19 protein-coding genes and 1 pseudogene are annotated in these 21950 nt (G+C 44.8%); 8 read left to right on the plus strand and 12 right to left on the minus strand.

What is annotated here, in order from left to right:
- Positions 1–93 precede the first annotated feature (93 nt).
- Positions 94–675, minus strand: a complete 582-nt coding sequence (gene def, locus C1I60_RS02340) for a peptide deformylase (RefSeq protein ID WP_137060336.1) — start codon at positions 673–675, stop codon at positions 94–96.
- 246 nt (positions 676–921) lie between these two features.
- Between def and C1I60_RS02345 the strand changes: the two genes are divergently transcribed.
- Positions 922–1488 carry a hypothetical protein gene (locus C1I60_RS02345; protein ID WP_137060337.1) on the plus strand — a complete coding sequence of 189 codons (567 nt, stop codon included), beginning with the start codon at positions 922–924 and terminating at the stop codon, positions 1486–1488.
- A 415-nt stretch (positions 1489–1903) separates the two neighbouring features.
- Here C1I60_RS02345 and C1I60_RS02350 read toward each other — a convergent pair whose 3' ends face one another.
- From C1I60_RS02350 to C1I60_RS02370, 5 genes are all read right to left on the minus strand, one after another.
- Positions 1904–2878, minus strand: a complete 975-nt coding sequence (locus tag C1I60_RS02350) for a polysaccharide pyruvyl transferase family protein (protein ID WP_137060338.1) — start codon at positions 2876–2878, stop codon at positions 1904–1906.
- Entirely contained in the window at positions 2853–4232 is a 1380-nt protein-coding gene (locus tag C1I60_RS02355; protein WP_137060339.1) for a lipopolysaccharide biosynthesis protein, read from the minus strand. The genes C1I60_RS02350 and C1I60_RS02355 overlap by 26 nt, the downstream gene beginning before the upstream one ends.
- 73 nt (positions 4233–4305) lie before the next feature.
- On the minus strand, positions 4306–5259 hold the full coding sequence (locus C1I60_RS02360; RefSeq protein WP_137060340.1) for a glycosyltransferase family 2 protein: 954 nt from the start codon (positions 5257–5259) through the stop codon (positions 4306–4308).
- Positions 5260–5299: 40 nt separating this feature from the next.
- Positions 5300–6241 carry a glycosyltransferase family 2 protein gene (locus C1I60_RS02365; protein WP_137060341.1) on the minus strand — a complete coding sequence of 314 codons (942 nt, stop codon included), beginning with the start codon at positions 6239–6241 and terminating at the stop codon, positions 5300–5302.
- 202 nt (positions 6242–6443) lie between these two features.
- Complete coding sequence (locus C1I60_RS02370; protein WP_137060342.1) at positions 6444–7244, minus strand: DUF1836 domain-containing protein; 801 nt, start codon at positions 7242–7244, stop codon at positions 6444–6446.
- A gap of 223 nt (positions 7245–7467) precedes the next feature.
- Here C1I60_RS02370 and C1I60_RS02375 point away from each other — a divergent pair, with 223 nt between their 5' ends.
- Together C1I60_RS02375 and bacA are read left to right on the plus strand one after the other, a co-directional pair.
- Positions 7468–8838 (plus strand): hemolysin family protein, encoded by a 1371-nt coding sequence (locus C1I60_RS02375; RefSeq protein WP_137060343.1) that lies wholly within the window; start codon positions 7468–7470, stop codon positions 8836–8838.
- Between the two features lie 128 nt (positions 8839–8966).
- Positions 8967–9764: an undecaprenyl-diphosphate phosphatase gene (gene bacA, locus C1I60_RS02380; protein WP_137060344.1), complete on the plus strand. Its 798-nt coding sequence runs from the start codon at positions 8967–8969 to the stop codon at positions 9762–9764.
- 139 nt (positions 9765–9903) lie between these two features.
- Here the strand turns inward: bacA and C1I60_RS02385 are convergent, their stop codons facing one another.
- The 6 genes from C1I60_RS02385 to C1I60_RS02410 all read right to left on the minus strand — a co-directional run bounded on the left by C1I60_RS02385 (position 9904) and on the right by C1I60_RS02410 (position 15202).
- Complete coding sequence (locus C1I60_RS02385; protein WP_044644532.1) at positions 9904–10230, minus strand: thioredoxin family protein; 327 nt, start codon at positions 10228–10230, stop codon at positions 9904–9906.
- A 207-nt stretch (positions 10231–10437) separates the two neighbouring features.
- Positions 10438–11349 carry an aldo/keto reductase gene (locus C1I60_RS02390; protein ID WP_137060345.1) on the minus strand — a complete coding sequence of 304 codons (912 nt, stop codon included), beginning with the start codon at positions 11347–11349 and terminating at the stop codon, positions 10438–10440.
- A 211-nt stretch (positions 11350–11560) separates the two neighbouring features.
- Positions 11561–12544, minus strand: a complete 984-nt coding sequence (locus C1I60_RS02395) for a siderophore ABC transporter substrate-binding protein (RefSeq protein ID WP_137060346.1) — start codon at positions 12542–12544, stop codon at positions 11561–11563.
- A gap of 12 nt (positions 12545–12556) precedes the next feature.
- Complete coding sequence (locus C1I60_RS02400; protein WP_137060347.1) at positions 12557–13315, minus strand: iron ABC transporter ATP-binding protein; 759 nt, start codon at positions 13313–13315, stop codon at positions 12557–12559.
- Positions 13309–14259: an iron chelate uptake ABC transporter family permease subunit gene (locus C1I60_RS02405; protein WP_137060348.1), complete on the minus strand. Its 951-nt coding sequence runs from the start codon at positions 14257–14259 to the stop codon at positions 13309–13311. The genes C1I60_RS02400 and C1I60_RS02405 overlap by 7 nt, the downstream gene beginning before the upstream one ends.
- Positions 14249–15202: an ABC transporter permease gene (locus C1I60_RS02410; protein WP_137060349.1), complete on the minus strand. Its 954-nt coding sequence runs from the start codon at positions 15200–15202 to the stop codon at positions 14249–14251. Before C1I60_RS02410 ends, C1I60_RS02405 begins: the two co-directional genes overlap by 11 nt.
- A gap of 757 nt (positions 15203–15959) precedes the next feature.
- On the opposite strand from C1I60_RS02410, the gene C1I60_RS02415 reads away from it, so the two are divergent.
- The 5 genes and pseudogenes from C1I60_RS02415 to C1I60_RS02435 form a co-directional block, all read left to right on the plus strand.
- Positions 15960–16637, plus strand: a complete 678-nt coding sequence (locus C1I60_RS02415) for a response regulator transcription factor (protein ID WP_137060350.1) — start codon at positions 15960–15962, stop codon at positions 16635–16637.
- Positions 16638–17555 (plus strand): sensor histidine kinase, encoded by a 918-nt coding sequence (locus C1I60_RS02420; RefSeq protein ID WP_137060351.1) that lies wholly within the window; start codon positions 16638–16640, stop codon positions 17553–17555.
- 110 nt (positions 17556–17665) lie between these two features.
- Positions 17666–18343: an ABC transporter ATP-binding protein gene (locus C1I60_RS02425; protein ID WP_137060352.1), complete on the plus strand. Its 678-nt coding sequence runs from the start codon at positions 17666–17668 to the stop codon at positions 18341–18343.
- On the plus strand, positions 18340–20874 hold the full coding sequence (locus C1I60_RS02430) for an ABC transporter permease (protein WP_137060353.1): 2535 nt from the start codon (positions 18340–18342) through the stop codon (positions 20872–20874). Before C1I60_RS02425 ends, C1I60_RS02430 begins: the two co-directional genes overlap by 4 nt.
- A 154-nt stretch (positions 20875–21028) precedes the next feature.
- Positions 21029–21950, plus strand: a pseudogene (locus C1I60_RS02435) (IS1182 family transposase); the annotation flags it as partial.

Raw genomic sequence — 21950 nt, forward strand, 5'->3', positions numbered from 1 at the left:
GATTTCAGTTTAAAGCTTCACAACATCTATATCTATATTTTTTGCAAAATAAAAATGTGGCGAACGGAGTCACCACACTTTACGGATCATGAACTATTCATGCACAAAAGGCTCGATATGCACACCCTGCGGCAGCTTTTGAGGATCGTCCGGGTCAATATGGTCATAGAACATAATGCCATCCAAATGGTCCATCTCGTGCTGTACCACAATCGCCGCATAGCCTTTGAAAGTCAGTAGTTCCTGCGTTCCATCTGGCAAATGGGCCTTAATGCGAATTTTTTCATAACGCGGGACATATCCAGATATGTAACGATCCACTGACAAGCAGCCTTCGCCCTGTTCCAAATAAATCATGGACGTCGAGTGGCTGACCAGCTTCGGATTAAACAGCGCATACTCCACCGTTTTATCTCCATCCTGATAATAGACAGCACACATCCTTTTGTTCAGACCGACCTGGTTGGCTGATAATCCCACACCCGGACGCAGTTCATAACGGGTTGCCATCTCTTCATTTTGACTATTTTTCAAATAATCCATCATCCACCGCATCTGTTGAAGATCCTCTTCACGCAGCGGCAGGCATACCGGATCAACCTTCGTACGCAAAATCGGTTCCCCTTCACGTACGATATCCTTCGTGAGAAGCATGTCCATCGGTAGATTGCTCATTCGTCAGCCTCGATTCATTTTAATAAATATACTTTCGTGTGATCCTGCGAAATATGGGTAAAATTCTCGGTTTTACTTCAAGTTTTATCCCATAAATTATATCTATTCATGAAATGAATTGTCAAAATAAAGCGGTATTTGGAGTAAGGCCAAAATTCATCCCGTTAAACATTCATAAGCTTAATTGTTCACCAGGTTAACTAGATAATAGATATCATATATTTATGATGAAAGAAGGTTATTCTATTGAATTTTAGCAAAAAGAAAGCAAGTCAATTGTTAGTTGCTTTTATGGCATCTGTTGTTGCGTTTGCACCGATCGGTGCCAGTGCTACAGTTTTTGCGGAGAATACGCCTCAAAATGAGAAAACAATTAGCGTGGATAGAAAAGGATACACACCTATTGTAGATAGAATAGAAAATATCCCAAGTATTAGTGAACTGAAAGAATTAGGTTTATCAGATGATGAAATTCAAAGATTGCTGTCCATAAAATCCTCTGGAATATATTTAATTGATGGGGCTGCCTATGATCGTAACGGCAACTCTTTAGAAAAAAATGGTTCGGGAGCAATTAGCACTCAAGGTAAGTTATCTTGGGCTGTTAAGTTATTAAGAGCAGCGTGGGATAAACTGCCGACAGGCGTTCAAAATGCTATAGGCGGCACGGCAGGATTTGCTACTCTATTAAGCATTATAGATACCTATACAGGAGCCGTTGAAGACGCTGTGTTGGAAGGCTGTAAGGCACTAGGTATGTCGGATACGGTGGCTTGGTGGGTGACAAAAACCTTAATGGCGTTTGTTTTGTAATTTGAGGAAAATGCCTTTTAAAAAAAATACTGCGAATACAACTAAAAAAACAATGATTATAGCGGTTAATAACATTCCTATTCCGGTCCAAAAACCGTATTGAAAAACACTTATTACACTCTTGGGAGAAGTAATGAGATTAACTAGCGTGGCTATGGCTATAATAATCACAGTATATAACAATGATTTTTTTAACATTTACGACACCCACCTCTCATAATTTATATTACTATACATTATTTATTATAAAAATGAATACCGAGTTGCATCAGTAATAGAAGAATATATCTTTTCTATATCTATTTTCCTCATTCTAAAAAAAGAACCCAGCAAAAAAACTCCTACACTAAAAAGGTTCGGAGTTTTTTTGCCGTTTTACAGTTTCGAAGTTACCTCTCCGCAGCTTTTCCCTATATTAAGACGGCTGTTCCAGTGCATCCGGTGTATCGATGAACAGCTTCGCCTTGGGATTAGGCTGTGTCCAGGTGTTATAATACTGCGAGTTTTTGCCGTACGAATTATCAATGACGACATGCGGCATATCGAGCAGGCAGGCCAGAATATGACCGTGCAGCCGTGAAGTGCGCACCTCGCGGTAAGAGCTGAACAGCGTAACCGCCTTGTTCATAAGGTGGTCGGTATACTTGTACCAAAAGGTACGCGTAGGCAAGGGACCGCCGATTTTTTTATCCAGACGGTAAAACTTCTGGAAGTAGACGATCCCTTTCACTTCCAGCGGAGTGAACAGAGTGTCCCAGTCCAGACGGTGGGCGGCATCTGCCTCGTCGTCGAATTGCTTTTGCCCCCCTACGGTTTCAATATCCGTACGCAGGAAGTACAGTACGTCCTTGACCGTTTCTGTCGTCGGCTTCAACGGCCAGAGCTGGTGCGCCATATCCGGGCATAGCGTGATGCTGCACTGATTCAGTTTGTCCTTGGCCCACGTATAAGAGCGTGTGTCCCGCACAAACATATGTAAATCCGGGTGACCATTGAATAACGCAGCGACCTCATCGGCCCTCTGTTCAGACTGGAAGTGGATCGTCTGTGGCATGATTACAATGCGGTGACTCGGAAAATCCCGCACGATACGTTCCCGCAAATTTTGGTGATTTGGATATAAATCGCCGAAATTGCCGCCTCCATGACACACGATAATCCAGTCGGCCGGAATTTGGAGCTGATCGGGAATATCCATAGCACTGTAACGGGCACGAACACGAATACCGTTATCTTTGAAGAACGCCTCGGTGCCTTTCATGATGAGTACGTCCCCACCGTTGTTATACACGGGGTAGTCAACATAAATGATGTTCGAGCCTTGGGGGACTACGTCGAGAATGACGCTCAGCTTATTTTTCAGTTTAGCCATGGGATGCGAATTCGGCATCTTTCAGTTCTCCCTTCCTGCGCTTCTTTTGTATGGTCTGAATAACAAATGTGATATCACTCTTATCAAAAATAATCCGTGATAACGGAACATCGAAAAACATCGGGAATGAAAACAGCGAGAATGCCAACCGTACACAAGCGCCTACGAGCAGAGCAATGGCAATGCCGTCCAGACCGAAGATCGGGGTACAAATAAAAAACAGCCCGACAGTAATCGCATATGCCACAATTTGCCGAAACAGCACCAGCCCTGGCCGACCCAATGCGTTGAAGGCCGAAGCCAGAACCCAGGAGCCGCCTCCAATGATGCACTCCAGTGACAGCAGGTAGAAGGTTAACGATGCTTCCAGAAAAGCGGGGCCATACAGCAAGCCCAGCATGTATCGTCCAATGAACAAAGCCGGCACGATGACGATCAGCATAGCAGCCATGGAGATGCGAAAAGCACGACCGACGGTTTCGACAATTTTGCTGTGCTCCATTCCGGTCACCTTCGGAAAGGTTACATTCGTGACGGCATTTTGCACCACATTGAAGACACGCGACAGAGCATAGACGACAGAGTACAGACCAAACGCCTTGGGGGACAGCAGCGCCACGATGACGATTTTGTCTGTTTGTGTGGACAATGTCCCCATCAGCTCCATCCCGTAGACTCTCGCTCCATAGCTATAATAAGGGCGGAGTACCTGGCGGCTGGTGAACGGGCGGAAAGCACGCAAATTCATATGCTTGCGCAAACGGAGGAACGCCCAGACCAGCGCAAGGAAGCTCGCGGCAAAATTAACGGCCCCCGCCAGCTGCACATTGAGCAGCCCCATCAGCCACAGCGTCACCAGACCGATGAAGTTCAGCAGCGGATAATAAAACAGCAGCCCATTATATACGCTAAACCGATCCAGCCCTTGCGATAATGCTGTTGTCAGCGCCGTAAGCACCGCCAGCGGTACCGCAGCCGCACAATAAAGCTGCGACAGATGGACAATATCCGCACCATAGCCATTCAGCCACAGCGGCATACATATCCAGGCCACCGCACCCGCCAGCAAGCTGGCAGGCAACTGAATCCACAGCGACAACGCCAACAATTCTTCCGTCGTACCTGTTTTCTTCTTGAGGTTATAAATCAGCGACGTTGGCAAGCCAAAGCTCAGTACGCTGCCGATCAGCGTAGGCCAGAACAGAACTGCCGCCAGTTCTCCTTTCCCCTCTACTCCGAGCATGCGTGCGGTCAGGATGGAGGTCAGGGTCGTCACGATCAGCACGAAAAAATTGTTGAAGCTCGTGCGCATGATCGTTTTGGCGAGACTGTCCCCCGTGAATACTTTCCTTGCTGCTGTCCATGTGCTCATGTTACGTCCAACTCCTGTTCCTTATTAAGCCTCTCGTCTCTATGTTCACATCGCGTCTCCTGCCGCACCCCCGTCAGCCCGCCGTTTTTTTGGAATTGCGCTCAGGTAGTTGGCCTCCGCCCATAGGCTCCTTCTGACTTGAAAAAATCGCCTTCAGCGCTCTTCTATAGCCTTGAATGGCAGTATGATTTTTCTTGGGCTTCTCTCTCAAAATCTGATACAGCGTCGTCCAATATAGCGCAGCATAGCCAATCGGCCCGGATCGCTCATCCCGCAGCAGATGAATATGATTCATCACCCGCATATAAGTAACCTGCTCCATATTGTCGCGCGAGGACGGCGATTCGTGGTGAAGCAGCGTAAGCGCCGGGTTAATGTACAGCGAGCCGCTTTTCATGGCAATTCGTGAAAGTAACAGGTCTTCCCCCACACTATAGCTTTGCAACCAAGGTACCGGCTCCAAACTGCGAATCGCCTCACGACGAAATGACATATTACAGCCGTGAAAAAACTCGGTTCGAAACGTCTTTTTCGCCTTGTGCCAGTTATACATCGAGCCAGACTGACCGCTAAGAGACAACTTCCCTTTGGACAAGGACTGTTGGAATGATAACAGGCAACGAATGGTTCCCATGAAGCTGTTGCTCATTCCCTGCGCAATCCCGCCGACACCAGCGGCCTGCGGATAAGCCTCATAGGTGCGTAGCAGCTCGTTCAAATAGTTATTCGGCAGTTCAACATCATCGTCAAGAAATAAAATGATATCCCCCTGTGCCAGCTCCACCGTTTTTACACGTGAAAGCCATAAGCCCGGCTGCTCCTTGCGATGGTATCGGTAGGTAATCCCCGCTCTGCCCAATTGACGCTTATAGCGTTCCAGCACATGCTTGGGCAGTTCTCCATCATCAATAATCCACAGCTCGGTTTTACATGCCTCCGGTGCCCCACCCATAGCTATTGAATTGATGCATCGGGTCAGATCGTCAACCCGATTTCGGGTACACAGGGCAATGGACAAGCTTAACATCATACTCCCCCTTTATCCTGAAAATGTGTGTGGAATCAGATTACTGAACCGCCTGGCCTAAATATTCGTTATATTTTTGCTTGCGCGGATTCAGAATGAACAGCACCCCCTGCTTGTATCCTTCTGCGGCATTAAAGTTACGGCGTAGTATTTCCTTGAACATCAGATAGGACAAGGTCCATAAAAGCGCCCCGTACTGAATGGCTCCCGCCTTTTTCAGAGCAAGGAAATAATAGTGATTGATCGCTGTAGCCTTGGCTACTTTGCCCGCCTTATCGCGCGAGCTTGGAGATTCGTGATGAATGATCGTTAAGTCGGGATTGATAACCAGCTTGCCGTAACGGCTCGCCAACTGACACATATACAAATCGTCAGCCACGGCATAGCTGGTCATCCACGGATACGGCTTCATATCCCGAAGCGCATCCCGACGGAATGACATGTTGCAGCCATGAAAAAATTCCGTGTCAAAAACCTCCGTCGCTTCTCCCCAGCGCAGCAATGAACCTGCCAGACTACTGGGCGAAAGCTTGCCGAGAGACGGAGACATCTGAAATGTCAAAATGCCCAGCAGCTTCCCTGCCCGGCTCGAATGTAGTCCCTTTGCAATCCCTCCTACCCCCACAATCTTTTCGTCCTGATTATAGGTATCGAGCAAGCGCCGGATGTAGAGTTTATCGTCCAATTCGGCATCATCGTCAAAATACAGCACGATATCATACCGTACGAGAGACAACGCTTCATAGCGGGACAACCAAACGCCGGGACGACTTTTTTTATGATACTTCAAAACGCCTTGAGGCAAGCCGGATACCAGGTCACGGTACAGCTCGACCTGTTGGTCGGAAATATCGCCGTCATCCACAATCAGCAGCTCGACAGCCGTATGCTCCAGTTGCTGCTGTCCTGCGATAGATTGTATACAGCGTGTCAGATCCTCGATCCGATTGCGGGTACAAATGATAATGGAGACATCGGACATGCCATTACCTCCTGTGTGTATCCAGATGCTTTGGAAGAGATATTCAAAGTTTTTCCAATTGCTGGATGATATATGTTTATTGTATCTTTGACAGCGTTTGAGTGTATATACCTCTTTTGTATACTTTTTCAGTCTCCAAAAGGGTAGACAATCCTCGAAAAAGGGCAAAAAAATAGGATCGGCTTTTAGCGCCAATCCTGATCTACCCTTGAAAGTCCAGAAACAACGTCGCATTTACATACCTGCGTGCCATGGACAAAAAATAACTATTTTGCACCGATACCGCAGCCACCAGCAATGTATTCCGAACGGCTTGACACTGGTTAGGGGTCAAATGCTGCAAACGGCTGGTGTATTGGTCTGCCGCCTGAATCAGCAATTCCTCTGTCGCACCCTCCTGACGCTGCTGCACTGTAGCAGAATTCCAGTTTTCTTTGGCAAGCCCGCCCCCTGCCACATCCAGCAGTTGATCTCCATTCGCATCCAGCTCCTCAAACAAGGTTGAATAAGCAGCGTACAAATCGACCGGCTGGATTAGATCATCCGTATCATCCTCCGGCTGCTGGAACAGGATATGAAATAACTGACGGATGGATTCAAAATCAAGGCACGATTTCAAATCCTCCACAATGAGCAGCAGTGCGGCCTGGTTGACTGAATATTTTTTACCGATCTTCGGCGATCCGAGAAATTCCTTGAAGTCGCGTTTGACCCAATTTTGCATAGAGGCCAATGAAACATGGCTATATTCGACCAGTTGACCGAGAGAAACAATCTCCTGTAGCGAAAAAGCTGCGCTGTGCTTGCCCTTGATAATTTTATCCAGCACAGGCGTTACCTCAGTGTACAAAAATGTCGGCATCGTGCTGCCGGGACGGTCCGGATGGATATGGGTACGTCTCCAGGCATCCTGAAGAACGGCCAACGGCTGCAATTCGCGGCGACCTTCCATCGCCAGCAGCAAATGGGCCATATCACGGCGTGTGAGGGTAAAAGACTCCATCTGCTTTCCTCCCTTTAAACCATTTCAAGTTCATTTGAACTCATCATACGCCCATAAACTAGGCTTGTAAAGTGAAGCAATGATCCGTGCGGGTTCTGTTTTGCCTTATTTTCCGTGCAAATTGGAGGCAGGTGACCTGCTATGATTGGATATGAACCTTGTATATTTGCTTTTAAGTTCTTAAAATAAGTTCAAGTGAACTTAAAATGGAGTTCATTAAAAATTGAACGAAAAAGGGATGAGTGAAAATTACATGGGTATAGGTGTCAGTCTATTTTTGTTCGCGGTGTTGATTATATTTAGTGCTTTCTTCGTGGCTACCGAGTTTGCGATTATTAAAATCCGTACCAGCCGGGTCGATCAGCTGGTAGTGGAGAACCGTAAAAACGCACTGGCGCTACAAAAGGTCGTCAATAATCTGGACGGCTACCTGTCCGCCTGTCAGCTTGGTATTACGATTACAGCGTTGGGACTCGGCTGGCTCGGTGAACCGACCGTGGTCAAATTGCTGGAGCCTCTCTTTCAACAGCTCAACATCAATGGGGAATTTTCACATATCCTGGCCTTTATTATTTCATTTGTCATTGTAACTTACCTGCACGTGGTTATCGGTGAACTGGCTCCCAAAACGCTGGCGATCCGCAAAGCGGAAGCAGTAAGCTTGTTGACCTCCCCGGTCATCGTATGGTTTAACCGGATTATGTATCCGTTTATCTGGCTCCTGAATGGCTCGGCCAACCGTTTGGTTCGTTTGTTTGGTCTTCAACCGGCAAGCGAGCATGAGGAAGCGCATTCTCAGGAGGAAATTCAGATCATTTTGTCCGAAAGCGTGGAAAGTGGTAAGATCAATAACACCGAATATGGCTACGTGAATCGTATCTTTGCTTTTGACGAGACCGTTGCCAAAGAAATTATGGTGCCACGTACAGATATGGTATGCTTGTTTACGAATCGCTCGCTGAAAGAAAACATGCTGACCATTCACGAAGAGCAGTATACCCGTTTTCCGGTGGCGACAGAGAACAAGGATCAGATCATCGGTATGATTAATACCAAGCAGTTGTTCCTTGAGTATGACCGCAACCCTGAGCTTGATTTCAATAGTCTGATTCAACCGATCCTGACTGTTCCGGAAGTGATACCTGTCAACACGCTGCTCAAACGCATGCAGAAGGAGCAGGTTCATATCGCCCTACTCGTCGATGAATACGGCGGAACCTCCGGTCTGATTACTATTGAGGATATTTTGGAGGAAATTGTTGGCGAAATCCGTGACGAATTTGATAAGGATGAACGGAAGGAAATCGAGAAATTGACGGAGAACAGTTATTTGATGGATGGCAAGGTGATGCTTTCCGATCTGAGTGATCTGACTGGCTTGACGTTGGACGATGAGGATGTGGATACTGTCGGAGGGTGGGTGTATAGTCGGGTTCCGGAACCGAGACAGGGCAAGGAATTCATAGAAGAAGATGTGAAATTTATCATTCGTGAAATGGGTAAAAATCGTATTCGACGGGTGGAGATTATTCTACACAATGTATCTCCTGTATCCGAATTGGAAGCGGAATCTGACACTTCTTCCCGGGAGTGAACCGCTGTGACTTGAGCGGCTTGCACTGTGCACTTGACACTTGCGTCCACTCCTATTGAAATGACATACTTCCAGGGCAAACGGCTTAGGCCGTTTGCCCTGCACGCGTGTAAGGAGGCACTAATAAAGTGGATATTTTATCATCTATTATTATGGGTATTATTGAAGGGCTGACAGAGTTTTTGCCGGTCTCTTCGACAGGTCATATGATCCTGACGGCTGATCTTCTGGGGTTAAACACGGAGAATGATACGGTCAAAACGTTCGAGGTTATTGTGCAGTTGGGTGCTGTGCTGGCGGTTGTTGTATTGTACTGGCGCAGGTTCCTGAGCTTATTTGATTTCAGACGCAGAATCTCTAGCCAGCCGCGTCTGAACCTGCTACACATTATTTTGGCCATGATCCCTGCGGGTGTGATTGGCGTGCTGTTCCGTGATGTTATCAAGCAATACCTGTTTGGCCCTCAAACTGTTCTGTACAGTCTGGTCATCGGAGGCTTGCTCATGATCGCGGCTGAAAAATTCCATCCACCCATTAAATCGCATACGGTGGATGACATTACGTATAAACAGGCTTTTACGATTGGCTTGTTCCAGGTCCTGGCTTTATGGCCCGGCTTCTCCCGTTCAGGCTCAACCATGTCCGGGGGCCTATTCGCCCGTGTAAGCCATACAGCAGCCGCTGAATTTACATTCTTGGTTTCTGTTCCAGTCATGCTGGGCGCATCGGGCATTGATATGATCAAAAGCATGGACCATCTGTCCATGAGCGATTTTCCGGTGTTCGCGGCAGGCTTTATCACTGCCTTTATCGTCGGAATGCTGGCGATCAAAACGTTCCTAGGTCTGCTCAAACGCTTGAGCCTGACTTCATTCGCCATCTACCGCTTCGTATTGGCGGCTGTGTTCTTCTTCGTTATTTTGTAAGCTGTTGTTTGTTGCCGCAGAGCCTTCATGCTTTTCAGCAACAACAACTCTTTTCGTATGACAAAAAAGGGTTATCCCATGGCTGACAAATCAACCCATGGGATAACCCTTTTTCTATTTCAGCATTTTGCATCATTCATTATTGCTTTGATTCCAACGTGGTCAGGTATTCAGAAATTTGTGCTGGCGTCTTGGCATATTTGCTGTGCAAATGAGCAATTTTTTCGCCGTTACGGAAAACAAGCAGGCTCGGGATTCCACGCACCTGATTTTCCTCGGCAATCGGCTGGAATTTCTCAGCATCAAGTGCAAAGAAGCGCTTATCTGCATTTTCCTCGATAATGCCACCCATAAATTTATCCAGTGTCTTGCAATCCGGACACCAGGTTGTATCAAATTTTACGACCGTCAAGCCGTCACCGTTAATCAAATCCTGATACTGCTGCTGTGATTCGATGCGTTCCATTTGTTGGTTCCTCCTAAAGTATATTTATGAACGTCTCCATATTCAAATATGGATTATAAACCTGAGCTTATTCTTATATTGTAATGATTCTTTCATATATTGCAACTATGGCAAGTACACGTTCAAAAGTATGAACCAATTTATCGGTTGGCAAATCGCATTTCCGACCGTGTGACAAAGATTCCCTCTGTCCTGCCTGTACTTGTATCAGCGGTATTGCGCATCATAGCGGTTAGCCCGGCTAATCTGCTGTAGCGCCTCCCGCTCCTGTTGGGTTAATGGCGGGAGACTTGCTGCTGCGATATTATGCTCCAATTGTCCCAATGAGCTTGCACCCGGGATGACAGCCGCGACAGCCGAATGAGACAGGCTATAACGGATCGCCGTCTGCCCCATGCTGCGCTCTGCCCCCGTGAACGTCTTTAATTGCTTGCGTACGTCCAGCAGCTCCGCCTCTTCGTAGTCCAGATATCCCTTGGCTGCCTTACCCTCTCCTTCGGCGGTCAATACGCCGCTGGCGACAGGCCCGCGTGCAATGACACTGATTCCTCGCTCCTGAAGCAAGGACAGTACCTCTTCCTCTGCCCGACGGTCCAGCAAGCTATATTGATTCATGACGCTGACGATATTGGAACGTTCGACATATTCACGGATGACGTGAGGACGAATCGAGGAAATGCCATAATAACGGATGACCCCCTCCCTTTGGAGCTGTTCAAAAGCCTCAATCGTTTCGTCGATGGGATCATCAATCGTCCCTCCGTGAAGCTGATACAGGTCGATATAGTCCGTCCCCAGGCGGCGCAGGCTTTCTTTGACCGCAGACAGGATATATTCTTTGGACGGGTCCCACCCCCAGCCCTCCTGACCCGGCATACGCCGATTACCGACCTTGGTCGCCAAAACAACGTCTTGTCGCCGTCCACGGATCGCTGCACCCACGATTTCCTCATTACGTCCGTGATGGTACAAATCCGCTGTATCCAGCAGGTTCACGCCCCGATCCAGCGCTTCATGGATCAGGTAGACACCTTGCTGTTCCTCCGTACCGACCGACATACAACCCAGGCCAATCTCGCCTACCAGCAAATCCGAAGATCCCAGACGCTTTTTCTTCATATATGGGTTCCCTCACTTTCAATAACGTGTAACATCAAATTTTGAGTATTACTCTATTATACGCAAAAAATAACCCCAAAGGGCATAGAGACTCCACGATCTCCAATCCTTTGGGGTTATTGCACAAAGTCCATATTCCAATCGTGCTATCGGAACAAACACTTGATGACCTTTCACCGTATGCAACTCTACATCGTGTACATGTTATCCATTACAACGCGGCGTCAATTTCCTTGATCATTTCCGATACGGATTCCAGACCATTACCTGACAGATACCAGTAGTTCGGGTCAAGATACACAATATGGCCGTTTTTAAATGCATTGGTTTTCTTCACCAGTTCATTCTCAATCGTTTGTTTGCCTGTGACCTGTTCCTTGCCTTCCTTTACCACAACAGCCCCACGGTCAACGACAAAGATGTAATCCGGATTTTTTTGCTGTACATATTCAAATGAAACCTTTTGTCCATGGGTGGATACTTTAATGTCAGGATCTACAGGAGTGACGCCCAGAGCGTCATGAATGATACCAAAGCGGGATTGCTCGCCATATGCGCTCAGGCTACCTTCATTCGTCAGAACAATCAGTCCTTTGGCTTTGCTCGCTACAGCCTTGTCATGTACGGCCTTGATGGAGCTATCAATCGTAGCCAATTCCTGTTTGGCAGCATCCTCTTTATCAAAAATTTGACCCAGTGTTTCAACGTTTTTCTTAAAGGAATTCACAAAATCCTTGGTGTCTACAGCCAACGAAATGGTCGGTGCAATTTTGCTCAATTCTTTGTACGCATCTGCCTGTCTGCCACCAATGATGATCATTCCAGGAGAAAGATCGCTGATTTTCTCGTAATCTGGTTCAAACAGCGTACCTGCACATGCATATTTGGAATCTTTATATTTGCTCAAATATGTAGGAAGATCCTGCTGTGCTACTGCGGCAACATCCACACCCAGTTTATCCAATGTGTCCAATGCACCAAAATCAAACACAACAACATTTTTCGGATTAACCTTCACTTGAACCGGATTTTCATCCAGTGCATGCTTGACTTCAATGGTTTTGGGCTCGGTTGTTGCGGCAGATGATGAATCGTTTCCAGTTGCTTCCTGAGTGGCTGGAGCCGCTTTGCCACAGGCTGACACGATCAATACCAGCGCCAGTATTAGCGTTAAAAACATCATATTTTTCTTCATTTTACATTCCCCCTATGTGAAATAAACGCAAATTTTATGATCACCGATCTGTTGGATCGGAATATTCATATCGTACAAATCCTTTAATACCTGACTATCAATCATTTCGTTAGCAGTTCCCTGCTTTAACAGCCTGCCGTCCTTCATCCCCACGATATAGTCCGAATAGCAGGAAGCAAAGTTAATGTCGTGAAGCACCACCAGAATCGTTTTGCCGAGATCATCCACCAAACCGCGCAGCGTCTTCATAATCTGAACCGAATGCTTCATATCCAGATTGTTCAGCGGCTCGTCCAACAGTATGTATTCCGTATCCTGAGCCAGAATCATCGCAATAAAAGCCCGCTGTCGCTGTCCCCCGCTTAGTAAATCAATATGCTTGTCCTTCATATCCTCCAGCCCCATGTAGGCCATGGACTGCTCGACCATTTGGCGATCCTTGCTGTTCAATCTGCCCTGGGAATACGGAAAACGGCCGAAGCTGACCAGTTCCTTCACGGTTAAGCGGATGTTGACATCATTCGTCTGTTTTAAAATGGATATCTTCCGGGCCAGCTCATCACTTTTCGTCAGGCCTATAGCCTGCCCATCAATAAGGATTTCTCCCTCATCACTGTCTGTCAGACGACTGATCATCGACAACAATGTGCTTTTTCCCGCGCCGTTGGGCCCAATAAAGGAAGTAATGGTGCCTTTCGGTACGGTGACGGATACCTGATCCACCACATTTTTATGCCCGTAGCGTTTGGATACGTTTATGACTTCTACCATGATTTATTCTCCCGCAGCAAAAGGTACAGGAAGTACACCCCCCCGATAAAGTTAATAATGACGCTGACTGTTGTCGATAAGTCAAATACTCTCTCTGCCAGCAGTTGGCAGCCTGCCAGGGCAATGACACTGACACAGATAGAGGCCGGAATAAGATATCGATGCCGATAAGTCTTCATCACCTGATAGGCCACATTTGCCACAATCAACCCGAGAAAAGTAATCGGCCCGACGAGCGCCGTGGAAATGGAGATGAGAACCGCCACGATCACCAGCAACCTTTTGATAATAAAACCGTAAGGGAGTCCTAAATTAATGGCATGTTCCCGTCCGAGCGACAGCACATCCAGATACTTGATGAACCTCCACGCATAAGCGAATACGAGCACTAGAATCACGACGGACAGCCACAGCAGCTCGGTGTTCACATTGCTAAAGCTGGCAAAACTTTTGTCCTGAATTTTGGCATATTCGTTCGGATCAATCAGCACTTCCATAAAGGTAGATAAACTGTTGAACAGCGTGCCGAACACCAGACCGACCAGCAGAAGAACATAAATCCCGCGTCCGTCCTTACGAAAAATTAATTTGTACAATAAACCCGCGAACAGCACCATCAGTCCCACAGATAATAAGAAATTCAGCTCTCTGCTGGTCGAAATGAACGGTACGGAGCCAAATGCAAACACAATGGTTGTCTGAATCAGCATATACAGTGAATCCAGTCCGATAATGCCCGGGGTCAAAATCCGGTTGTTCGTAATCGTCTGGAAAATAACCGTTGCAAAAGCAATCGAGCCACCTGTCAGCATGAAGGCTGCAATCTTTTTCAGTCGTCGCGGCAGCGCGTAGTGCCAGGTATGCGGAAGATCTATAAACACGAAAGCAGCAATCAACAGAAGCGCGGCAGCGGCTAATATGCCGATTTTTAATTTAGGATTCATAGGCCCTTCCCCTCAACAGCAAATACAAGAACAACGCGCTCCCGATCACACCAACCGTAAGCCCTACAGATATTTCATACGGATAAATGATGACCCGTCCCAAAATATCGCAAAACAACACAAAGACGGCGCCCAAGGTCGCGGTGTGGGCCAAACTTTTTTTTAGATTATCGCCCATATACATGCTAACCAGATTCGGTACAACCAGCCCCAGGAAAGGGATCGTTCCCACGGTCAATATGACTACGGAGGAAGCCAAAGCCACGATCACCAGACCGACATTGACGGTGCGCTTGTAATGTACGCCCAAATTTGCCGCAAAATCCTCGCCCATGCCTGCAATTGTGAAACGATTCGCATATATGTACGCCAATGCAACCAAAGGAACACTAAGATACAGCATCTCATAGCGACCACTCATCACCAGTGAAAAATCACCCTGCATCCAACTGGAAATGCTCTGGATCAGATTGTATTTATAGGCGAAAAAGGTTGTCACCGAATTCAAAATGCCCCCGAACATCAAACCGACCAGCGGGATAAATACCGGGTCCTTGAACCGGATTTTGTCCAGTATTTTCATGAAAATTAGTGTCCCCGCCAGAGCAAACCCGAAAGCCGTCAGCATCTTCGTCCAAAATCCAGCCGCTCCAAACACCATAATAGCCATCAGTACACCTAATCGTGCCGCGTCCATCGTCCCTGCGGTGGTGGGCGATACAAATCGGTTCCGGGTAAGCTGCTGCATAATAAGCCCACAGATACTCATACTCGCTCCTGCGATGATGATGCTGATCAAACGGGGGAGTCTGCTAATCAGGAGCACCTGCGCCTGATCGTCGGTTAAGTGGAACAAATCAAGTGGAGTTACATCATGAACACCGATAAAAACCGAGGCGAAGGCCAGTACCAGAAAAGCCAGTATTAAATAACGCAATTTCATGTTCTAACCAAGGGAGCCTGTTCTCCAACAACCTGTACCAAGCTTCGGCCCTGCCCTCCCCTCCGATAATGATAATCATTATCAAAAATTAACTAGCATAAATTATATCAGTCAAATCGTATCTGTCAAATTTTTTTGAAAGGAGTAAAATTAAAAATAAGGAATTTTTGGGCCACAAACTTTTTTTATTAGAAATAAGTGCTATTTAATCTTTATAATGCAGATGTTGCTATGTAAATGAAAAAGAAGAAGTATCTCTGCCTCTTCTTTTCGTGGTTAATTGTTAATTTTTGAGTTTTTCAGAATAAACTTTATGTTACCCACTACCACCAATGCGGAAAGATATGGACTACAAATATTAGAGTCTTCCTGACAATCTCGGGTACATGAACCATCACAATGCCCTTACACTTCCATATCAAAATTCGCGTTCACCAAAACCTCAAGCTTTTCCATAATTCCCCCACCTCCTTTCACTCCTAAAATACCATTGAAATAACCCTAGACCCCCCCATTGTAAAAATTATCCTTTTTAGAATATTGACTACATTTAGATGCCATCATTTTATTATTTCAGTGATGCCTTCGCTCTTTTATGAAGAGTTTCCGAACAGTCCAGATAAACAATGAGCAAATCAGAGCAATATCCTGTAAACTGGAAGTAGAATATTCTATGACCCCCTTTAACATTTTACTGTGCGCTGCTTTCGAAACCCCAGCCCGGTGGCACGATTTTCAAAAAAATAGGAGGAAAACGATGAATCACATATTAATCGTTGAGGATGATATAGCTTTAAGTAATGGTATTGTTCTGGCTCTTAAAGAACCTAACAACGTATTTGTGCAAACATATAATCTTGCCACTGCAAAGGAACAATTGGCAAGTGCTACTTTTGACCTAATGATTCTTGATCTAAATTTGCCGGATGGAAACGGACTAGACTTTTTAACTGATATTTGGAGAACAACAACTTTACCAATCATCATTCTGACTGCACATGATATGGAAACGGATATTGTAACAGGTCTCGAGTTGGGTGCCGACGACTATATCACCAAACCTTTCAGTCTGATGGTATTAAGAGCTAGAGTGGGCGTTCAGTTAAAGAAAATCAAGCGTGATCTTGCAGAATCCTTTCAAATAGATGCCTTTTCCTTTTCCTTTGAAAAGATGGAATTTGTGAAAAATGGTACACCTGTGGAGCTAAGTAAAACCGAGCAGAAATTACTCCGCCTCTTAATTGTTAATCGAGGGAATACCGTTACCCGCGATCATTTGGTAGACAGCATCTGGACAGACGGTGCTGAGTATGTAAGCGAAAATGCCTTGTCAGTCACCATAAAAAGGCTACGTGACAAGCTAGAGGATATCCCCTCCTCCCCCCAGTACATTAAGACCGTGTATGGGATTGGTTACACATGGGCGGTGAAATGATTGACTACCCTGAATTATGTATGTTTTGGAATTGCTATGACTGCTCTTGTCGTTGCTGGGGTTGTCATTCTTCTATATCGTAGAAACGTACATAAAACAATAAAAACTATTGATCATATGATTGAAGCTGCTATTAGTGGCGAGTTTTCGGAACGTGTTTTTGACGAATCTGTTTTATCAGCAGTAGAGGCTAAACTTGCGCAATTCCTTTCTATTTGCTCTGTTTCCTCGAAGAATTTGTTAGCAGAAAAAAATAAAATAAACGAGCTCATTTCTGACATCTCACATCAAACGAAAACACCTGTTGCTAATATCCTCCTATACTCACAACTGCTTAGTGAACATGATTTGCCGGAAGATAGCTCCTCTTGTTTAAAAGCTCTGTCTATACAAGCCGAAAAACTGAATTTCCTTATCCATGCGTTGGTGAAAATATCCCGGCTCGAAACGGGAATTATTAAGGTATCACCAAGGCAGGAGCCTGTTCAAAAGCTGTTGGATGTTGCATTAGAGCAAATTATGCCGAATTTAGAAGCTAAAGAGATCACGATTGCTATGAAGGGTACAGCAATTCAGGCTTCCTTTGATTTAAAATGGACGGTTGAGGCAATCTATAATATTTTGGACAATGCCGTCAAATATACAGAGACTGGCGGGAGCATTGTCATAAAAGTGATTGCGTATGACTTATTTTGCCGCATTGATATTACCGATAGTGGAATAGGGATTGCAGAAGAGGAACACAGTAAGATTTTTAAGCGTTTCTATCGCTCACAAACTGTGAACTCAAAGGAGGGGGTTGGTATTGGCCTGTTTTTGTCGAGAGAAATCATTGCGGCTGAAGGAGGATATATCAAGCTACAATCGAGTCCAGGTAACGGGTCCACCTTCTCCATTTTTCTCCCTATAGACAAATAATTCTTTCAATATTGTTAGATTTTAGAAAGATTGTGGAAAGATTGATGTGGTACAGTCTGTATTGCGGTTGGCTGCAATACAGACTATTTTCTTTATGGAGGAGAAATTTAATGACTCTATTAAAAACTCAAGATTTAAAAAAACATTACAGCAACGGAGATACGACTGTTCATGCACTGGATGGGGTGAACCTGGAGATAAGTCATGGAGAATTTATCGCAATCGTTGGTACATCCGGTAGTGGTAAGTCTACCTTGCTGCATATGCTAGGTGGACTGGATCGGCCGACAAGCGGAAATGTCACGATTGATGGTAAGGATATCTTCTCTCTCAAAGATGAAGAATTGACCATTTTTCGCAGACGAAAGATTGGCTTCGTGTTTCAAAACTACAATTTGGTACCCGTCCTAAATGTCTATGAGAATATTGTACTACCGATTCAATTGGACGGCAAAGAACCACACCAAGCCCATGTAGATAAAATTGTAAACACTTTGGGACTTAACCATAAACTAAACAATTTGCCGAGTAATCTATCGGGCGGACAACAGCAACGTGTAGCTATTGCAAGGGCGCTGGCAGCAAAACCTGCTATTATTCTGGCAGATGAGCCCACTGGAAATTTGGATAGCAAAACAAGTTTGGATGTGATGGGACTTATCAAAGTATCCAGTCAGCAGTTCCATCAAACGATCGTAATGATTACCCATAATGAAGAAATTGCACAAACAGCGGATCGGGTCATTCGTATTGAAGATGGTAAAATTACCGGCGGTGACAGCAAATGATCAAATTAAATAACAAAAAAATTATCCGTAATTTATCAGACAAGAGCCTGAAAATGAATAAAAACCGAAACATTATCGCCATTGGTGCCATAGTCCTAACTGCCTTGTTGTTTACAACATTGGTTACGATGGGGCTTGGCGCAGTAGAAAGTCTTCAACGAGCAACCATGCGTCAGGCTGGTGGAGGTGGTCAGGCTGTACTCAAATATATCAATGATGAGGAGTTTAATCATGTTAAGAATCATCCGTTGATCAAGGAGATAGCCTATAATCGCTTGTTAAGCGATAAGGTTACAAATCAAGAATTATTAAAACGTCATACGGAGTTCTGGTTTTATGATGATATAGGGATGAAACTTGGCTTTATTGAACTTAAAGAAGGTCACAAGCCTATGGCTGAAAATGAAGTAATCGCTGATTCCAAAACGCTGCAATTAATGGGTGTCCCCTTAAAAATAGGCGCACCCATAACACTAAAGCTTGAAATTCGTGGCAAAGAACTACAACGTGGATTTGTCCTATCTGGCTGGTGGAAAAGTGATCCTGTGTTTAACGCAGGGCAAATATTGGCCTCCAAAGCTTATATAGATGCCTATGCCCAAGAATTACAAAGCACCTATAAAAAAGATTATAGTCAGACAGGACTGATCAGTGCATACCTCATGTTTGATAACAGCTTTAATTTGCAAGGAAAACTCAACAAAGTTATTACGGAAAGCGGGTATTCCCTTGACAAAAATGCACCGAACTATATTGCAAGTAATGTGAACTGGTCGTACCTTTCGACGAATTTTAGTATGGATATAGGAACTATTATTGCACTTGCTTCCGGTCTGGTCCTGATCATATTTACTGGATATTTAATCATTTATAACATTTTTCAAATCTCAGTAATACAAGATATCCGATTTTATGGACTCTTAAAAACAATAGGTACAAGTGGAAGACAAATCCGACGTATCATTCGCAGACAAGCATTAATTCTTTCCGTAATAGGGATTCCTATTGGGCTAATTGGAGGCTTCTTTGTTGGTAAATCGCTTTTGCCCTTTATTATTAATATTACTAATTATGCTGACTCGGGCATTACAGTATCGCCTAACCCATGGATTTTTATAGGATCGGCCCTATTTACACTTGTGACCGTGTTTATAAGCACCTTCAAACCCGTCAGAGTTGCATCCTCTGTATCGCCCATTGAAGCTGTAAGATATACGGATGGTAACACCAAGGATAAGAGCAAGCTAATAAAATCAACCAAAGGTGCAAAAATACACCTTATGGCTCGTTCCAATTTGGGCCGCAATAAAAAGCGTACGTTCTTGGTAGTTATTAGCCTTTCCTTGAGTCTGGTGTTACTAAACACAGCCTTCACCCTCTCCCAAAGTATAGACATGGACAAGTTTTTGTCCAAATTTAACGATACTGATTTTCTAATTGCTCATGCTGAATATTTTCAAGAGGATTTTACTGGTTTTGAAACCAAACTTACAGAGAGCTTCATTAAGGCTGTACAGGCTCAGCCCGGTTTTGAAGAGGGTGGCCGCTTATATGGTGATCCAAAGATGTTCACTATTGAAAATATAAAAGGCGCCACAAAAAGTGACGATAATACAGATGCTCGCGGTAACTTCATTTCAGAAGTGTACGGACTAGAAGATTTACCGCTGCACCAATTGCAATTGGTTGATGGTGAACTTGATAAGGAAAAACTGGATTCTCGTAAGTACATCCTAGAAGGAGTCGTACTAGACGATAATAGCAGCCCAATGATGGAATACGCCAACTATCAAGTAGGTGACAAAGTGACTTTCCATAGTTATGTGGGTTCAGCAAATACGTCACTGGATAAAATAAATACAACACATGAATTTATAGTGCTTGGTCATGTAGGTATCAAATCTACCAATTCTGATCGAAACTCAAACTATAACTTCTATCTCCCGGCGGGAGTATATAGGTCGCTTACGAAACACCCCACTTTAATGAGCTATGCATTTAATGTGTCTTCGAATCATGAAGAAACCATACAAAGCTTTTTGAAAAAGTATACCGAAACTACAGAACCAATGATGAACTATCAGTCCAAAATTACATCAAAAAACGCGTTAGCAGGTATGCAAACTACTGTTATGATGATTGGCGGCACACTCAGCTTGATTATAGGCTTAATTGGGCTCCTTAACTTTATAAATGCGATTCTAACCAGCATACTAACTCGCCGCAAAGAATTTGCTATGCTTCAGAGCATAGGCATGACTAAAAAGCAACTCCGAGGAATGCTAATCTACGAAGGATTGTATTATGTACTCGGCACAAGCATATTCTCCATATTATTAGGAATCCTATTTTCCATTTCGATTGTAAAACCCTTCAGTAGTCTATTATGGCTGTTAAGCTATCACTTTATGATATGGCCACTTTTAGTCTTATTACCTGTTCTGCTTGTTCTTGGAGTAGGTATTCCTCTAATTCTCTATTCTTTAAATAATAAGCAGAGCATCGTGGAACGACTTCGAGAGTCAGAGTAAATGTATTGTATATAAGAAAAGTCTGCCCTTAAGGCAGGCTTTCAGGCTGTCGAGAAAGTCTCGACAGCTTTCTTTATGCCTAAAAGATTTAAGACGACACCGCGTTAATGTTGTATAATATAGGTAACTATTTTTAGAACGGATGGTGTTGTGTATGTTACGTTCCAACCGACAAAAACAACAAGCGTACGAGTTTGTTTCCATCGAAGAGTTGGTCCCTCAAGATCATTTGCTGCGCAAAGTAGATAAATTTATCGACTTCTCCTTTATCAATGAAAAAGTTCGGCCGCTTTACTGTACAGATAACGGGCGTCCTGCTGTTGATCCCGTTATCTTATTTAAAATGATTTTTCTCGGGTATTTTTATGGCATCCGATCCGAACGTCAACTGGAGCGGGAGATCCAAACGAATTTGGCCTACCGCTGGTTTTTAGGACTGGGTTTAACGGACAAGGTTCCAGATCACACGACCATTAGCTGGAACCGTCGAACCCGATTTAAAGATACGAGCATCTTTCAAGATATTTTCGATGAGATCGTCCTTCAGGCCATTTCACACCGGATGGTCGGTGGACGTGTTCTTGTGACTGACTCCACTCATGTGAAAGCAAATGCGAATAAACACCAGTACACGAAACAACAAGTGCTGCAAAATACTAAAGATTACGTAGACGAACTCAACGTCGCTGTGGCTGAAGACCGGAAAGAGCACGGAAAAAAGCCCTGAAACCAAGAGAGGAAGTGAATGAGGAGAAAGAAATAAAAGTGAGCAAAACCGATCCAGACAGTGGTTATATGATCCGTGATGGTAAACCAGAAGGCTTCTTTTATCTGGATCACCGTACGGTTGATACGAAATACAATCTGATTACCGATGTACATGTGACACCCGGAAATGTTCATGACTCCGTGCCGTATTTGTCGCGTTTAGACCGCCAGCAAGAGCGCTTTGGATTTAAGGTCGAAGCCGTGGCGCTTGATTCAGGTTATTTAACCACGCCCATTTGTCGAGGACTACAAAGACGAGGAATTTTTGCTGTCATTGCACACCGAAGATTTCATCCCAAGCAAGGATT

Source organism: Paenibacillus terrae (assembly GCF_005217525.1).
Classification (GTDB): domain Bacteria; phylum Bacillota; class Bacilli; order Paenibacillales; family Paenibacillaceae; genus Paenibacillus; species Paenibacillus terrae_C.

Bases quoted from the DNA above. Each gene is read 5' to 3' on its own strand.
- C1I60_RS02395 (WP_137060346.1), bottom strand. From the start codon at position 12,544: ATGAAGAAAAATATGATGTTTTTAACGCTAATACTGGCGCTGGTATTG.
- C1I60_RS02430 (WP_137060353.1), top strand. From the start codon at position 18,340: ATGATCAAATTAAATAACAAAAAAATTATCCGTAATTTATCAGACAAG.
- C1I60_RS02410 (WP_137060349.1), bottom strand. From the start codon at position 15,202: ATGAAATTGCGTTATTTAATACTGGCTTTTCTGGTACTGGCCTTCGCC.
- C1I60_RS02385 (WP_044644532.1), bottom strand. From the start codon at position 10,230: ATGGAACGCATCGAATCACAGCAGCAGTATCAGGATTTGATTAACGGT.
- def (WP_137060336.1), bottom strand. From the start codon at position 675: ATGAGCAATCTACCGATGGACATGCTTCTCACGAAGGATATCGTACGT.
- C1I60_RS02390 (WP_137060345.1), bottom strand. From the start codon at position 11,349: ATGAAGAAAAAGCGTCTGGGATCTTCGGATTTGCTGGTAGGCGAGATT.
- C1I60_RS02360 (WP_137060340.1), bottom strand. From the start codon at position 5,259: ATGTTAAGCTTGTCCATTGCCCTGTGTACCCGAAATCGGGTTGACGAT.
- C1I60_RS02405 (WP_137060348.1), bottom strand. From the start codon at position 14,259: ATGAATCCTAAATTAAAAATCGGCATATTAGCCGCTGCCGCGCTTCTG.
- C1I60_RS02400 (WP_137060347.1), bottom strand. From the start codon at position 13,315: ATGGTAGAAGTCATAAACGTATCCAAACGCTACGGGCATAAAAATGTG.
- C1I60_RS02365 (WP_137060341.1), bottom strand. From the start codon at position 6,241: ATGTCCGATGTCTCCATTATCATTTGTACCCGCAATCGGATCGAGGAT.
- C1I60_RS02350 (WP_137060338.1), bottom strand. From the start codon at position 2,878: ATGCCGAATTCGCATCCCATGGCTAAACTGAAAAATAAGCTGAGCGTC.
- C1I60_RS02355 (WP_137060339.1), bottom strand. From the start codon at position 4,232: ATGAGCACATGGACAGCAGCAAGGAAAGTATTCACGGGGGACAGTCTC.
- C1I60_RS02415 (WP_137060350.1), top strand. From the start codon at position 15,960: ATGAATCACATATTAATCGTTGAGGATGATATAGCTTTAAGTAATGGT.
- C1I60_RS02425 (WP_137060352.1), top strand. From the start codon at position 17,666: ATGACTCTATTAAAAACTCAAGATTTAAAAAAACATTACAGCAACGGA.
- C1I60_RS02370 (WP_137060342.1), bottom strand. From the start codon at position 7,244: ATGGAGTCTTTTACCCTCACACGCCGTGATATGGCCCATTTGCTGCTG.